This is a genomic window from Bacillus sp. GC_Bacil_1 (assembly GCF_026540675.1).
Classification (GTDB): domain Bacteria; phylum Bacillota; class Bacilli; order Bacillales; family Bacillaceae_G; genus Bacillus_A; species Bacillus_A cereus.
Genome location: NZ_JALNUG010000010.1, coordinates 90,241 through 105,405, shown reverse-complemented (window position 1 = coordinate 105,405; position 15,165 = coordinate 90,241). Strand labels below are relative to the sequence as shown.

Sequence of the window (15,165 nt, the reverse complement as noted above, 5' to 3'; positions counted from 1 at the left end):
AATTTCCAATATAGTAAGGAAATTAGGGTTTTATTATACTTGAAACGCTTTTCTACACCGCTCTCTTTTTTGCAGTCTTCTTTTATATTTTTTTCTATCCCGCTTTACTCCTTGTATATACATAAGTAAGCTAACGAAAAGGAAGAAAGCACATTGCGTCATTAAAATATATGGTGACATGCCTTGCAATGGTTGTTTCGGATCATATAAATGAAAAGGTGCTCCGCCTATTGAAGGAAGTATTGTATTTAGCAGGACGTACGGAATGGAGGCGGCTGCAAATGGAAAGAGAATTGCCATATAGTCTTTTTGTGACCATACAGATGCAGCAAGTCCTAAAAGGGCCATTAAACCTGCAAATAAAAAATTAATTCCGATATATACAGCAATGTAAGTGAGAGGCGCATCAAAATATAGGTTTGCGAACATTCCATCAGCATTTATGATGCCTGAACCAACAGTAGGTGTTCCGTCTGGAATGGTTAATTTGCAAAATAATAACGATAAGATGAATGGAAGTGTATAAAGAAATCCTCCGCAAAAAAATGTAACGATATATTTCGATACTGAATAAGGAAATATAGAAATCCCCTTACTCACAAACGGTTTAAAACCATCGGACTTATCCGAATTGTAACTTGTACTAAAGGGGAAACTCGCAATAACTGGCATTAATAATAAATAAACATCCATTTCATTGTCGCGAAATCCAATCCATTTTAAATCTGTTGATATAGGACCATTTGCCGCGTTTCCTAAATAACGAATTACATAATAATAGTGATAAATGCAAATAAGAACGAATCCACTAAGCATCATAATTAAAGAAATACGACTACAAAAAGCTTGCTTTATATTTAAACGAAGTGCACGCATCATGACTGAAAAAGCCTCCACTGTTTTGATAAACTTGTCTATTTTCTATATTACTATTAATTGTAAAGATTTTCTTGTTTTTTTATTTGATTATTTGAAAAAGAGGAATTTTGTTGTTGTGAAGTAAGGTTTAGCTGAAATTAATTTTTCTAAAATATGGTTGACAATTAAGTATTACATTTGTAATCTTAATTATAGATTACAAATGTAATACTTAGGAGTGAAACAGACGATGACAAATCAATTACCTAAAATATCTGAAGCGGAATTAGAAATTATGAAAGTACTTTGGTCGAGTTCTCCGCAAACAGCGAATGAAATTATAGAAGAACTGGAAGATGCAATGGACTGGAAACCGAAAACAATCCGCACATTAATTAATCGATTAGTGCAAAAGGAAGCCGTTTCTTACCATCAAGATAAAGGGCGTATGTACGCTTATTACCCGTTAGTATCACAAGATAATTATTTGCAAGTGGAAACGAAATCTTTACTAAAACGTTTTTGCGGTGCAGCGTTTAAGCCATTACTTGTTAATTTCTTAAAAGAGGAGAAATTATCTTCAGAAGATATTAATGAATTAAAACGCATTTTAGATGAGAAGACAGAGGAGAATAAGAGGAAGGATCGATAAAAATGATAAACACGCTTATAAATGTATACCTTCCTCATTTTTTTGATTGGCTTATAGAAACGTCACTTATGGCTAGCATATTAGTCGGATTTATTTTATGTATAAAAGTTCTATTTAGAAATAAATTAACCCCCCGGTGGCAATATATGCTGTGGATCGTATTAATGATAAGACTCCTTTTACCGTGGTCGCCAGATAGCTCTTATAGCATTTACTCATTACTTTCTTATAGTTCTAGCGTATCGGAAGTTATTCCAAAAAATATGCCGGCTACTGAGAATATAGTGAACATAGAAAGCGACCGAAAAGTGGAATTGGAATCAAATTCTAAAATGGTGACAAAAACTAGCGAACCGGAAGTAAAAGTCAGTTCGGAAAAACAGACTACATTTTCTTTATACAAACTTGCTTTGTATGTTTGGCTAGCTGGGGTAATTGTATTAGCAGCCATCACGTTTCTTACAAATAGACGTTTATATTCTTACATAAAGAAACAACCGGATATTACGGACGAACAGGTCACTACAGTGTTTAATCGCTGTAAGCAGTCTATGAAAATGAAGAAGGCAGTTTCATTACGTCTTGCAGGAAAGATTGCAAGTCCAACGGTTTTTAGTTTCTTTCGCCCGAAAGTATTACTATCAAAAAAACATATGAAAGTATTAAATGAACAACAATTACAATATATCTTTTACCATGAGTTAGCTCATATTAAGAGAAACGATGTAGCTGTAAATTGGATTATGTACAGTTTAATCCTATTAAATTGGTTCAATCCAATTCTTTGGTACGCCTATTTTTGTATGCGAGAAGATCAAGAATTAGCCTGTGATGCATATGCACTTACTTTTATAGATAAAGAGGAACAAATTGCATACGGTCATACAATTATTACCCTTTTAGAACACTATTCCTATCAAGTACCAAGCCTAGCAAATTTAAGTAGAAATAAACGAACACTAAAAAGGAGAATCATTATGATTAAAAAATTCCAAAAGAAATCGTATCGTCTTTCTTTACTTGGAGTTATTGTCATAGTTGCTATAGCATCCCTTTCTTTATTCAACGCACGTGCAACGGAAGGGAAAGAAAAACAAAAGGATAAAGTAGAGCAGTCAAAGGATGCTTTCCAACATGCTGTAGATATGCTGTTTGGTACAGAAGAAAATGCAAAAAAAGAATATAGGTATTCAGCAAGAGTGTATGAAAATAAGACAGATTATTTATATTTAGCTGAAAAGGCTTTAACAACAGATGAGTTCCAACAGTACATAAAATTGTATAAAGAAATTATTAATATACAGAAAAAAGGTGCTCCGAGAGATTCTGACTACGAGTCAATATTTTTTAGGGAAGAACGTTTAACAGAAGCTGATCGTGAAAAATTATATGCACTTTATGATCAATCAAAACCGTTTAATGACAAAGTGGAAGAATCTTTAAATTACACGGTAAAGGAAGCGCAGGAACATGTAGATTTTCAAATTAAGAAGCCAACTTACACAATTGAAGGCTACGATCTAAAGGATGAAAAGGTAAGTTGTTTTATTAAGAGAAGACCCGAGTTAATTATAGAATTAGAGTATACAAACGGAAAAGGAAACTATACAACTTATCAATCACAAGTATTTGGAGAAAGTAAAGATCCGTTCCATGCTTTATTTGTTGTAGAAGAAAATATTGAACAGTACGAATTAGAAGGTAATCAAATATTCTATGCGACTCATAACTCGGATAGGAATTTACAAGGTATGAAGATGATTGTTCCAGCAAAAGGGAAAAATCGTGCATACCAAATCGTTATTATTAATCATAGTTTAGAGAACCCAGGAGAAGCAGTATTCGATAAGAATGTAAATAAAGAAGAATTAGAGAAAATTATGCTTTCTATGTTGAAATAGCAAAAAGGTGTTCTTAAGATGTATATCTCTAGAACATCTTTTCCTTTTCTCTTTTCTTCTGATAAACTATGGAAAGTATGATATACACTGACTGAAATTTTTTTATACTGGAAATAATAAAAAGAGAACTTGTATAGAATGTAAGCGTGTGGTAATATCAAAGATGTACTGATTGACTATATTATCCAATTGGTCATTTTTGGAGGTGACAATGTGGCGATAGATCGAAAACGTTCTATTATTGAAGCTGCAACAAAGTCTTTTTCAGCGTTCGGTTATAAAGCAACAACGATGGATCAAGTAGCGAAGTTAGCGAATGTAGGAAAAGGAACGATTTATACTTTTTTCAAAAATAAAGAAGAGCTATTTGGTGAAATTATTTCTAATTTAATTACAGAAATGAAGCAAGTTGCAGAAAGTGCAATTCGTTCAGATGTTTCATTTTTTGAAAATGTACATAGAGCATTATATAGCATCTTGGAATTTAGAAAAGAACATCAGCTCATGATTAAATTAATTCAAGAAGAGCGCGATATGGGAACGAAAGAAGTACAAGAAGTGATGCAACAAGTTGATGTGGAAATCGTTTCTGTTATTCAATCGTATTTAAAGATTGCGATTGAAAAAGGTGAAATTAGCAAATGTGATCCAGAAATTACAGCATTTATTATGCTTCGTCTATATGTATCGCTTATTTTTGATTGGGAAAAAAATCACGAACCGCTAGAAAAAGAAAAAATTGCAGAGTTATTTGAACTTTATTTACTAAAAGGATTGTCAAACTAAGATAATCCTTTTAATTTTATAAAAAATGACCAAATGAACAATACGGTCATATATTTAAGTTAAGGGGGGATATAGAAAAATTATAATCATAATAAGAAAAAGTTGCATAGTAATAAATTCGGGGATAAGGCATATGTATGAACAAGTATAGCCTTTTTGTTTGGGTAAAAATGACTATATGAACATTTTGGTCATTTTATAAAAGGGGGAGAAATTATGAAAGGGAATCAGTTACTTCGGAAAGAGTTCACGGAAATTATAAAAAGTAAAAAAATATTAATTCCAATTATTGCGGTCTTATTCGTACCGATTTTATATGCAGGGATGTTTTTGTGGGCCTTTTGGGATCCGTATAAACAGTTAGATGACTTACCAGTTGCAGTAGTCAATTTAGATAAAGGCGCAGTATTTGATGGGAAATCAATTGAGGTAGGAAAAGGGCTCGTTGATAATTTAAAAGATAATAAAAGTTTTAAATGGGAGTTCGTAAGTGAAAAAGAAGCGAAGAAAGGAATGGAAGCTAGAAAGTATTACATGTTAGTGCGCATTCCAGATGACTTCTCAAGTAACGCTACAACGTTACTAAAAGACAATCCAAAGCCATTAAACTTAGAGTACATTCCAAACGAAAGCTTAAACTTCTTATCTTCACAAATTGGAGGAACAGCCATTGAAAAGATTAAAACTGAAGTATCAAGCACGTTAACGAAAACATATGCAGAGAAAATGTTTGATTCCATTCAAGACGTCTCAAAAGGATTAGCAGATGGGGCGGAAGGAGCAAATAAACTACACGACGGATCAAGTGAGCTGCATGATGGTTCAAGTAAAGTGACGGATGGCCTTCATACACTTCAAGGGAAATCTGGGGAGATGAAGGATGGAGTTCAGAAATTAGCAGATGGATCTAATAAATTAGTAGATGGATCAGGCAAAGTAACAAACGGTTTAAATGTGCTAAATAGTAAAACAGGTGAAATGCAGGTAGGTATCGGAAAATTAGTAGATGGGTCAGGCAAAGTAACAAATGGTTTAAATACGCTAAATAGTAAAACAGGTGAAATGCAGGTAGGTATCGGAAAATTAGTAGATGGGTCAGGCAAAGTAACAAATGGTTTAAATACACTAAATAGCAAAACAGGTGAAATGCAGATAGGTATAGGGAAATTAGTAGATGGGTCAGGCAAAGTAACAGATGGTTTACACGTATTAAATAGCAATGCAGGTATCGGAAAATTAGTAGATGGATCAGGCAAAGTAACAGATGGTTTACATGCATTAAATAGCAATGCAGGTATTGGGAAACTAGTAGATGGATCAGGCAAAGTAACAGATGGTTTACATGCATTAAATAGCAATGCAGGTATTGGGAAGTTAGTAGACGGATCGGGCAAAGTAACAGACGGTTTAAATACGTTAAATAGTAAAACGGGTGAGTTGCGTGATGGATCTGAGAAAGTGACCGGTGGCTTGAACAAATTAGTAAGTAAATCCGGTGAATTAAAAACAGGAACAACGGATCTATCAAATGGTATGGGAAAACTTGTTGAAGGGCAAAGCCAATTAGAGGAAGGTTCTCAAGCGATCCAAAAGGGATTGCAAGAGTTAAATAGTAACGTACAAAAGTCTGCTGCAGGCTTAGAGGAAATGCAGTCGAAAGTTCCTTCTATATTGAATACAGTAAATGAAAAAATAGATGGAGCTGGGGCGAATGTAAATCAGTTAAATGAACTTACACAATCAACAGCAGGAGATGCAAAAAATGCAGCACAAGAGGTAGCGAATTTACAAAAGCAAATTGAAAGTTTACCAAAAGAATATCAAGAGCAGTTACAGCCATTCGTAACAAGTGCTGTAAAAAGTACAGCGACAGTTCAGCAAAAAGCTGCCGGAGTAGCAGGTGGAACAAATAAATTAAATGAAGAAGTGAAACAATTAAAAGGTGAAATACATCAAACAACAAATGGGTTGCAAAAAAACTTACCAAATCCAGCAGGGATAAAAACTCTAGCAGGTGCTATTGAGAAACTAACGAGCGCACAAAATGAATTTGTTAGTAAGTTTCATGGATTTGGTGAGGGATTAGATAATGCAAAAATAGGTGCCGATAAATTAAAAGATGGATCAGTTCAATTAATTGATGGAGTAACGCAATTGCAAAGTGGCTCTGGAAAAGTGACAGCAGGATTAGGTCAATTATCTGCAGGAGTAAATCAATTAGCAGATGGGTCTGGTCAAGTAACAGGCGGTTTAGGAACATTATCTGTAGGAGTATCCAAATTAGCAGATGGGTCTGGTCAAGTAACAGGCGGTTTAGGGACATTATCTGTAGGTGTAACGAAATTAGCAGATGGCTCAAGCCAAGTAACAGGTGGTTTAGGAACATTATCTGCAGGAGTAAATCAATTAGCAGATGGGTCTGGTCAAGTAACAGGCGGTTTAGGTGCATTATCTGCAGGAGCAAATCAAATGGCAGGTGGTGTACATCAATTAGCAGATGGCTCAAGTCAAGTAACAGGCGGCCTAGGTCAATTATCTGCAGGAGCAAACCAAATGGCAGGTGGAGTAAATCAATTAGCAGATGGCTCGAGTAAAGTAACAGGCGGTTTAGGTACATTATCTGTAGGAGCAAATCAAATGTCAGGAGGAATAACACAATTAGTAGACGGTTCAAGCCAAGTAACAACTGGCTTAGGTACTCTAAATGGTGGTCTAAACCAAATGTCAACTGGCTCAACCCAGCTAATCGACGGTGTAAATAAACTAGCAGACGGCTCAGGAAAAGTAACTGATGGACTAGTGAAAGTAAACGATGGTTCAGGTGAACTTGCTGAGAAACTTGGGGAAGGGGCAGAGAAAACTGGGGAAGTAAAAGGGACAGATAAAACGTATGATATGTTTGCAAGTCCTGTAAAAGTGAAGACAGAGAAAATGGCGGAAGTTCCTAACTACGGAACTGGATTTACGCCGTATTTCTTATCACTCGGTTTATTTGTTGGGGCATTATTATTATCTATCGTATACCCATTACGCGATACAGTTGGAGTTCCGAAATCAGGATTTAGTTGGTTTATTAGTAAGTTCGGCGTGTTACTATCAGTCGGTATTATTCAAGCGATAGTAGCAGATGTTATATTACTGTTCGGATTGGGTGTAGAAGTACAAAGTATTCCATACTTCATACTCTTTAGTATCATTACAAGTTTAGCATTTATCGCATTAATTCAATGTTTAGTAACAGCATTCGGTGATGCAGGCCGTTTTATCGCCATCATCACATTAATTATGCAGCTTACAACGAGTGCCGGAACATTCCCGCTAGAATTGATTCCGAAGTTTTTACAACCATTCAATGCTTGGTTACCGATGACATACTCTGTATCAGGATTGAAAGCAGTCGTATCGAGTGGAGACTTTGACTTCATGTGGCAAAACATAGGAATGCTCATGATCTTTATCGTTGTATTATCACTTGGAACGATCGCTTCCTTAACTTTGATGCACAAACGACAATTTAAAAATGTTGCTGAAAATCAATCGGTTGAAGCGTAGATAAAAGCACCTTTTTGGTGCTTTTTTATTTTAATAGAGGGCACATCTTTTCCTTAGTTCATCTATAAATCTTTCTAAAAGCTATAGAAACGAAAGAAAAGGAATTACAACAATTTACAGAGAAACATAGGGTAGAGGAGTTGATATGATGAAAGGCAATCTTACTTATTATTTTATCGTAAATCCGCTAATAATCTTTCTTGTTTACGCCCTTTCACCTATATTGTTTGATAAAGAAGTATATACAAGTATGAAAGATGCATTTGGAATACTTACGTTCTATTATGTGTTAATGGGTGGATATTACTTTATTGATATTTTAAGTGAAAAGATAAAGAAAAAAAGTGATGGAGGATAACAAAATGACTGAAAGTGAAATGAAATTCCGCGATACGACCATTCGTAACTTTTTCGATAAAGAGGATCGTTTAAAATCGATTCCAGGTCAAAAGAAGAAAAAACTAGTATTGTTAGAGCATTTAGTTAGCAAGTTAAATGCTGAAAATCAATATACAGAAAAAGAAATTAATACATTCATAAAACAATATCATGATGATTTTTGTACAATTAGACGTGAATTTATTGTACATAGGTTTATGGATAGAGAGGATAATATGTACCGTATAAACGGGAGAGAAGTTTGGACGAAGTGGGAGGAGTTAAAATAATGAATCAGCGAGGGGATCCCCGCTGATTATAAGCCTGTGCTAGTCTTGCTGTTTCTTTGTAGTAAGTCTATGAACGCTTCAACATTCGAACTTGTAATGTATCCAAGCGTTATATATTCATCTTCATAGTAAAATATTATTTTTTTGTCAAAGATTCTTCTCTTCGTTTCTACGGATAATATTTTTTCATAATCAAATTCGGCAATGAATGTGTTTTTATATTGGCTAAAAAAGAGAAGTCTTCTATTAGTAGCAAGTAACATGCCACGATATGGGACTTTATGCGTAATCATATAGCCAGTAAGTGAACATTTTAAAGTAGATAAAATCTTTTCTTCTTTATGTAATAGTTGTTTTGCAGCTGTTAATATTGGATTCATTGCATACATTCCTTTTATTTTGATGTATGAATATTGTATCAAGAGTAAAAAGATTCTCAATATGTAATATTGCATATTGGGCGTTTTATAGTTTTAATATTATTTTTAAAAAGAAAAAGTACGAGGTGATTCAATGATACGGTTAGTAAAAGAGACTGATGCAGAAGCAATTATGAATATTAGAAAAGAAATTATATTATCGGAAACTACTACAAAATTTTTCATAGTATCCCCAAAGAAGTTACCGAATGATAGTAATGCAGAAAGAGAAAAGATACGGAAAAGTAATGAGAAAGGTAATCTTTATATCGTGTATGAAGTAGATAGGAAGGTAGTTGGATTTTTAATTTTCAACCGATATGAACTAGAACGGTTACAACACGCAGGCACAATGGGAATGGGGATTAAAGAGGCGTATTGTAATCAAGGCATCGGCACGAAATTAATTGAATTTCTTATTAGTTGGGCGAAAGGGCAGAAAGGTTTAGAGAAAATTTGCTTAGGTGTAGTTTCTGTTAATGATCGGGCAATTAAAGTGTACAAACGTATGGGTTTTGTAGAAGAAGGGAGACAACGAAAGCAAATAAAGTATGAAGATGGATCATATGGAGATGACGTATTGATGGGGTTTTATATTGAATAAAGGATATATGGTATTAAGAAAAGGAATGTACATAACGTAAATTTCTAAAAGTAGTATATTGCCCCTGCATTAACAGACTTTTTCCTATGTATAATATTAATATAGTAAAATCATAACAACCGATATTGCAGTTTCCAATAATATACTATATAATCAATTTAAGAAAACGTTTTCATGCAAAGGGGGAGAATTTCGTGTCGACTATAGAGGACGTGGCGAAATTAGCGGGGTTATCAAGGACAACGGTTTCTAGGGTGATTAATAATCATCCATATGTTTCAGATGAGAAGAAAAAAAGGGTTCAATTAGCAATGAAGCATTTAGGCTTCGTTCCTAATTCTGCGGCGAGAAGGCTTCGTAAACAAAAAACGGAAACAATTGCGGTGCTAGTTCCAAGGATTACAAATCCTTTCTTCAGTAGATTTATTGAAGCAATCGAGATTGCTGCTTCTGAACATAAATATAAACTGATTATTTGTCAAACAAGATATTTACCGGAAAAAGAGATGGAGTATTTACAATTATTATCTACGAAACAAGTAGATGGGATTATTCTATGTTCACTAGAAAATCCGTGGGAAGATGTAGAGCCATACTTACAGCACGGTCCAATCGTGTTGTGTAATGAATATATTGAGGAAGCAAATATTCCAACAGTGAAGTTTGATCATGCGCAAGGAGCATACATAGCTGCGAAGCATGTGTTAGATCAAGGATATCGTAATCTTATTTTTTGCCGTGGTAACGAAACCAAATTAGTTAGCCAGCAGCGAAAAATGGGCTTTTTACGTGCAATAACTGAGAAGAGCCGCCAAGTAGAAGCGATTGACTTTCTTGAAAACGCTTTCTCTTGGGAAGATGGAAAACGAATATTCCATGAAGTATTAAAGGACAAAAAAAATCCTACCGCGATTTTGGCAGGAGGCGATGAGGTAGCAGCTGGAATTATCTCAGAGGCGAAGCACCATAACTGGAGCATTCCAGAGGATCTCGCTGTTATCGGTTTTGATAATCAAATATTATCGCAGATTACAGAACCAGGTATTACGACAATTGAACAGCCAATTGATGAAATGGCCCGAAAAGTTGTCGATCTGATGATGGATAAAATCCATACGAAAAATTATCGAAAAAAAGAATTGTATGAGTTTGAACTGGAGCTCTTGGTGAAAGGTTCAACGATGAAGGATAAGATGTTATTAGCCTAGTAGACTATGTCTGCTAGGTTTTTTTATGTTCACAAACTACTATTCTTCGTGAACGCAATCGTCACATTTGTTATGGTATGCTTCGTGTTGCTCATCAATTTCTTTCCCACAGTGCGCACAAGTTTTCGTCGGTAAATTTCTGAAAAACTCCATTGGTTGATCGATCATGTCAATCCCTCCATTTCCATTTCTTACTATCATTGTATTAGTACAAAAAATAAAAGTCAACAACTGTTTTATAACAAAATTGAAAATTAATGAAAAAGTTTAGGAAATGGATTATAGTTAACAATGTAGGATGTAAGTAAAAAACTTTCTCAAGTACGGAGAAAAACTGCATTCCTACTCGGTTTTAGAAAGGATGGATACATATGAAAATGACTGTTGTCGGCTTTTGGGGCGGCTTTCCAGAAGCGGGAGAAGCAACGTCGGGGTATTTGTTTGAACACGATGGTTTTCGTTTACTTGTAGACTGTGGTAGTGGTGTACTAGCACAGCTTCAAAAATATATAACACCATCTCATATAGATGCAGTTGTACTGTCACACTATCATCACGATCATGTTGCGGACATTGGGGTATTGCAATATGCGAGATTAATTACGAGTGCGACAACAAGGCAACTACCGGAATTACCAATATACGGTCATACGTTTGACGAGAATGGATTCCATTCTTTAACACATGAACCACATACGAAAGGAATCGCGTACAATCCAGAAGAAACACTTCAAGTTGGACCGTTCTCGATTTCGTTCTTAAAAACTGTTCATCCTGTTACATGCTTTGCGATGCGTATTACAGCTGGAGATGATGCTGTAGTATACAGCGCTGATTCAAGTTATATTCCTGAATTCATTCCATTCACAAAAGATGCTGATCTTTTCATTTGTGAGTGTAATATGTATGCACATCAAGAGGCTGCAAAAGCAGGGCATATGAATAGTACAGAAGTAGCAAGTATTGCAAAAGATGCGAATGTAAAAGAACTTTTATTAACGCACTTACCGCATACAGGCAACCCATCTGATTTAGTAACAGAAGCAAAACAAATTTTCAGTGGCCATATTACGCTAGCGCATAGTGGCTACGTATGGAACTCATGAGGTGATACGATGTTATTTATTGATAATAAAGGAATTACAGATCCTAGAATAAACTTAGCGATCGAAGAATATTGTGTGAAGAATTTAGATATTAACGAAACATATTTACTGTTCTACATTAATGAGCCTTCGATTATCATTGGTAAAAATCAAAACACAGTAGAAGAAATTAATGCAGATTACGTAAAAGAAAAAGGTATTCATGTCGTTCGTCGTCTATCAGGCGGAGGCGCAGTATATCATGATTTAGGAAACTTAAACTTCAGTTTTATTACGAAAGATGATGGAGACAGTTTCAGCAACTTCAAAAAATTCACAGAGCCTGTAACGAAAGCGCTTAGTAAATTAGGTGTAAAGGCAGAACTAAGTGGTCGTAACGACATTTTAGCTGAAGGTAAAAAAATTTCAGGTAACGCGCAGTTCTCAACGAAAGGTCGTATGTTCAGCCACGGTACGTTACTATTTGACTCTGAAATCGATCACGTCGTATCAGCGTTAAAAGTAAAAATGGATAAGATTCAATCAAAAGGTATTAAATCAATCCGTAGCCGCGTCGCGAACATTACAGAGTTCCTAAACGAAGAAATGACGACAGAAGAGTTTAGACAACTTCTTCTAGAAACAATTTTCGAAGGAGAAACAGAAATCCCAACGTACGAATTAACAGAAAATGATTGGAAAGAGATCCATAAACTTTCTGAAGAACGTTACCAAAATTGGGATTGGAACTATGGAAAATCACCGAAGTTCAACTTACAACATTCACACCGCTTCCCAGTTGGACAAGTTGATGTTCGTCTTGAAGTGAAAAAAGGAACAGTAACAGAATGTAAAATTTACGGCGACTTCTTCGGTTCACTAGATGTTCATGATATTGAAGAGCGTCTAACAGGCGTTCAGTTCGATAAAGATGCATTCACTGCAGCTTTAGAAGGCGTAGATATCGCACGCTACTTCGGTAACATTACAACAGAAGATTTCTTACATTTATTCTTCTAAAAATGAGGGAGGCTGCCATAAAGGCAGCCTCTTTCTTTTTGTAGTTTTGTCGATATAATTCCATTTACCACAAAATGTATACTTACAGGACATCTGCCTCTTATAAAGGAATATATATATGAAAAGGAGGCGGATCGATATGAAAAGGGTCATACACATTGTAATATTGCTCGGATTCGTCATTGGGATTGCAGCGTGTAACAGTGAAACTTCCTCAAGTCGTACCCTTTTATCTATCGGAAAGCCAGCGCGGGATAATGTTATATATTTTACGCATACAGATAACAAACGAAAGATACAGGATATACAGGACAGGTTTCAAAATAAGGAATGGAAAAGAAATGAAACATTCAGCACTGTTAATAAAACGCCAGATGTCGTCTTATCAATAGATGAAAACAATAAAGGGTTACCGACGTTATATGTTACCGTGTATTTTCATGAAAATGGAGCGGACGTTTTGAATTTGTATGGAGAGTATACGAACTTAAATAAAGAGGAACTTGAAAAGCTTAAAGAAAAGATGAGTGCATATTATCCTAAAATGATTTTTGGTCTAGTGTTATAAATTACTTGCAAATAAAATCCCCTTATTTTTCCAAAGTAAACTAAGAGAAGGTGATCTGTCTATATGCAGTTAATAGAATATCACTTGCTACTTTAATTTTCTTTTAATATAATTAATTTAGAATTTTTAAATATTCTAAATTTTATAAAGGTGGGGTTTTTGTGAATCTCGTTCAATCTTTGGCTGAAACGGCAAAAAAGAAGGGGGATAAACCGGCTTATATATTTATGGATCAGTCGGTCTCATATGACCAATTAAACAAAATGGTCACAAGGTTTTCTAGCAATTTAGCAGAAATGGGCATTGGAAAAGGGGACAATGTCGCATTAGTTGTTGGGAACTCACCACATTTTTTGGTCGGTTTATACGGAACAATGAAAGCTGGAGCAACTGTTATTCCAGTTAATCCAATTTATACAGCAGACGAAATGCATTACATTTTACAAAATGGAGATGTAAAAACAATCATCGTACTCGACGTCCTTCTACCTGTTATACAATCTCTTACAACAAGACTTCCTTCATTAGAAAACATCATCATATGCGAAACCTCATCAGATTTTAACCATACAGAAACCGAAAAAATGAAAACGTTTACTAGTTTTGTGGGGGCTGGAGACTTACAATACGAAGGCCCTGAACTAGATGAAGAAGATGTAGCGGTTATCCTATACACTTCAGGTACAACTGGAAAACCAAAAGGCGCTATGTTAACACATAAAAATTTATATAGTAATGCGAATGATGTTGCGTCTTATTTACAATTTACTGCTGACGATCGCGTCGTTGCGGCACTGCCAATGTTCCATGTGTTCTGTTTAACAGTTGCGGTAAATGCACCGATTGTGAACGGGGCAACAATTTTAATGTTACCGAAATTTAGTCCGAAAGAAGTATTCCGTATTTGTCGCACGTACGAACCAACGATTTTTGCTGGCGTACCGACGATGTACAATTATTTATATTTATTTGAAGAAGCAAGCGCAGAAGATGTGAAGACGCTTCGTCTTTGTATTTCCGGTGGTGCATCGATGCCTGTTGCTCTTCTGCAAAACTTTGAAAAACGTTTTAACGTTATTGTTTCAGAAGGATACGGTTTATCAGAGGCATCACCAGTTACTTGTTTCAACCCGCTAGATCGTCCTCGTAAACCAGGATCAATTGGCACAAATATTTGGCATGTAGAAAATAAAATTGTAAATGAACTTGGGGAAGAAGTACCTGTCGGCGCAGTCGGCGAATTAATCGTTCGCGGACCTAACGTTATGAAAGGATACTATAATGCACCAGAAGATACAGCTGCGACATTGAAAGACGGCTGGCTATATACAGGTGACTTAGCGAAAATGGATGAAGAAGGTTACTTCTATATCGTTGATCGTAAAAAAGATATCGTCTTAGTTGGCGGTTATAACGTATACCCTCGTGAAGTAGAAGAAGTATTATATACGCACGAATCAGTAGCGGAAGTTGTTGTAATCGGTGTTCCTGATGAAAACTTAGGAGAAGCAGTGCGAGCTTACGTCGTTCTGAAACAAACGAACGTAACAGAAGAAGAACTAATGCATTACTGTACGTTACATTTAGCGAAATATAAAGTGCCGAAAAGCATTGAGTTTTTAATAGAATTACCGAAGAATACGACTGGTAAGTTGTTAAGAAGAGCATTGAGAGAGAAAGCGATGCAAGTGTAAAAATGAGGCAACCATCTTTGAAGGTGGTTGCCTCATTTTTTTGTGCATTGATTAAGCTGTGGTGCCATATATTTAAAGCTTCATATGACCAACAAGGAGGAGATATACATAGAACAGAAGGGATTAACGCTTACGGCGAGTGCAATATCT

General features: G+C 35.4%; 15 protein-coding genes. 12 read left to right on the top strand and 3 right to left on the bottom strand.

Annotated elements, in window-relative coordinates:
- Positions 1-33: 33 nt before the first annotated feature.
- A complete protein-coding gene (locus tag OXT04_RS16720) occupies positions 34-879 on the bottom strand; it encodes a hypothetical protein (RefSeq protein ID WP_097822134.1) in 846 nt (281 codons plus the stop codon).
- A 229-nt stretch (positions 880-1,108) separates the two neighbouring features.
- Here OXT04_RS16720 and OXT04_RS16715 point away from each other — a divergent pair, with 229 nt between their 5' ends.
- The 6 genes from OXT04_RS16715 (at position 1,109) to OXT04_RS16690 (ending at position 8,417) form a co-directional block, all read left to right on the top strand.
- Positions 1,109-1,510: a BlaI/MecI/CopY family transcriptional regulator gene (locus OXT04_RS16715; RefSeq protein WP_000184509.1), complete on the top strand. Its 402-nt coding sequence runs from the start codon at positions 1,109-1,111 to the stop codon at positions 1,508-1,510.
- A gap of 2 nt (positions 1,511-1,512) precedes the next feature.
- Positions 1,513-3,411 (top strand): M56 family metallopeptidase, encoded by a 1,899-nt coding sequence (locus OXT04_RS16710; RefSeq protein ID WP_097822133.1) that lies wholly within the window; start codon positions 1,513-1,515, stop codon positions 3,409-3,411.
- A gap of 213 nt (positions 3,412-3,624) precedes the next feature.
- Entirely contained in the window at positions 3,625-4,197 is a 573-nt protein-coding gene (locus OXT04_RS16705; protein ID WP_000963381.1) for a TetR/AcrR family transcriptional regulator, read from the top strand.
- A gap of 216 nt (positions 4,198-4,413) precedes the next feature.
- Positions 4,414-7,749 carry a YhgE/Pip family protein gene (locus OXT04_RS16700; protein WP_267416072.1) on the top strand — a complete coding sequence of 1,112 codons (3,336 nt, stop codon included), beginning with the start codon at positions 4,414-4,416 and terminating at the stop codon, positions 7,747-7,749.
- Between the two features lie 145 nt (positions 7,750-7,894).
- Complete coding sequence (locus OXT04_RS16695; protein WP_001986098.1) at positions 7,895-8,107, top strand: hypothetical protein; 213 nt, start codon at positions 7,895-7,897, stop codon at positions 8,105-8,107.
- 4 nt (positions 8,108-8,111) lie between these two features.
- A complete protein-coding gene (locus OXT04_RS16690; RefSeq protein ID WP_000140298.1) occupies positions 8,112-8,417 on the top strand; it encodes a DUF2087 domain-containing protein in 306 nt (101 codons plus the stop codon).
- A 26-nt stretch (positions 8,418-8,443) separates the two neighbouring features.
- Here the strand turns inward: OXT04_RS16690 and OXT04_RS16685 are convergent, their stop codons facing one another.
- A complete protein-coding gene (locus tag OXT04_RS16685) occupies positions 8,444-8,797 on the bottom strand; it encodes a PH domain-containing protein (RefSeq protein ID WP_001068222.1) in 354 nt (117 codons plus the stop codon).
- Between the two features lie 133 nt (positions 8,798-8,930).
- Here OXT04_RS16685 and OXT04_RS16680 point away from each other — a divergent pair, with 133 nt between their 5' ends.
- Both OXT04_RS16680 and OXT04_RS16675 read left to right on the top strand, forming a co-directional pair.
- Complete coding sequence (locus tag OXT04_RS16680) at positions 8,931-9,440, top strand: GNAT family N-acetyltransferase (protein ID WP_061660105.1); 510 nt, start codon at positions 8,931-8,933, stop codon at positions 9,438-9,440.
- A gap of 194 nt (positions 9,441-9,634) precedes the next feature.
- Positions 9,635-10,648 (top strand): LacI family DNA-binding transcriptional regulator, encoded by a 1,014-nt coding sequence (locus OXT04_RS16675; RefSeq protein ID WP_000103711.1) that lies wholly within the window; start codon positions 9,635-9,637, stop codon positions 10,646-10,648.
- 39 nt (positions 10,649-10,687) lie between these two features.
- On the opposite strand, the gene yhfH is transcribed toward OXT04_RS16675, so the two are convergent.
- Entirely contained in the window at positions 10,688-10,816 is a 129-nt protein-coding gene (gene yhfH, locus OXT04_RS16670; RefSeq protein ID WP_000567010.1) for a protein YhfH, read from the bottom strand.
- Positions 10,817-11,019: 203 nt separating this feature from the next.
- Here yhfH and OXT04_RS16665 point away from each other — a divergent pair, with 203 nt between their 5' ends.
- The 4 genes from OXT04_RS16665 to OXT04_RS16650 all read left to right on the top strand — a co-directional run bounded on the left by OXT04_RS16665 (position 11,020) and on the right by OXT04_RS16650 (position 15,015).
- Positions 11,020-11,754: an MBL fold metallo-hydrolase gene (locus OXT04_RS16665; protein ID WP_000784690.1), complete on the top strand. Its 735-nt coding sequence runs from the start codon at positions 11,020-11,022 to the stop codon at positions 11,752-11,754.
- Between the two features lie 9 nt (positions 11,755-11,763).
- Positions 11,764-12,753, top strand: a complete 990-nt coding sequence (gene lplA, locus OXT04_RS16660) for a lipoate--protein ligase (RefSeq protein ID WP_267416061.1) — start codon at positions 11,764-11,766, stop codon at positions 12,751-12,753.
- A 139-nt stretch (positions 12,754-12,892) separates the two neighbouring features.
- The gene (locus tag OXT04_RS16655) at positions 12,893-13,321 is read left to right on the top strand and encodes a hypothetical protein (RefSeq protein WP_000832165.1); all 429 of its coding nucleotides are present in this window, start codon (positions 12,893-12,895) and stop codon (positions 13,319-13,321) included.
- A 161-nt stretch (positions 13,322-13,482) separates the two neighbouring features.
- Positions 13,483-15,015, top strand: a complete 1,533-nt coding sequence (locus OXT04_RS16650) for a fatty acid--CoA ligase family protein (RefSeq protein WP_053565058.1) — start codon at positions 13,483-13,485, stop codon at positions 15,013-15,015.
- Positions 15,016-15,165: the final 150 nt, after the last annotated feature.

Excerpts from the sequence above, each read along its gene's own strand:
- yhfH (WP_000567010.1), bottom strand. The coding sequence starts at position 10,816 with ATGATCGATCAACCAATGGAGTTTTTCAGAAATTTACCGACGAAAACT.
- OXT04_RS16720 (WP_097822134.1), bottom strand. The coding sequence starts at position 879 with ATGATGCGTGCACTTCGTTTAAATATAAAGCAAGCTTTTTGTAGTCGT.
- OXT04_RS16680 (WP_061660105.1), top strand. The coding sequence starts at position 8,931 with ATGATACGGTTAGTAAAAGAGACTGATGCAGAAGCAATTATGAATATT.
- OXT04_RS16695 (WP_001986098.1), top strand. The coding sequence starts at position 7,895 with ATGATGAAAGGCAATCTTACTTATTATTTTATCGTAAATCCGCTAATA.
- OXT04_RS16665 (WP_000784690.1), top strand. The coding sequence starts at position 11,020 with ATGAAAATGACTGTTGTCGGCTTTTGGGGCGGCTTTCCAGAAGCGGGA.
- OXT04_RS16715 (WP_000184509.1), top strand. The coding sequence starts at position 1,109 with ATGACAAATCAATTACCTAAAATATCTGAAGCGGAATTAGAAATTATG.
- OXT04_RS16710 (WP_097822133.1), top strand. The coding sequence starts at position 1,513 with ATGATAAACACGCTTATAAATGTATACCTTCCTCATTTTTTTGATTGG.
- OXT04_RS16685 (WP_001068222.1), bottom strand. The coding sequence starts at position 8,797 with ATGAATCCAATATTAACAGCTGCAAAACAACTATTACATAAAGAAGAA.
- OXT04_RS16655 (WP_000832165.1), top strand. The coding sequence starts at position 12,893 with ATGAAAAGGGTCATACACATTGTAATATTGCTCGGATTCGTCATTGGG.
- lplA (WP_267416061.1), top strand. The coding sequence starts at position 11,764 with ATGTTATTTATTGATAATAAAGGAATTACAGATCCTAGAATAAACTTA.
- OXT04_RS16690 (WP_000140298.1), top strand. The coding sequence starts at position 8,112 with ATGACTGAAAGTGAAATGAAATTCCGCGATACGACCATTCGTAACTTT.
- OXT04_RS16700 (WP_267416072.1), top strand. The coding sequence starts at position 4,414 with ATGAAAGGGAATCAGTTACTTCGGAAAGAGTTCACGGAAATTATAAAA.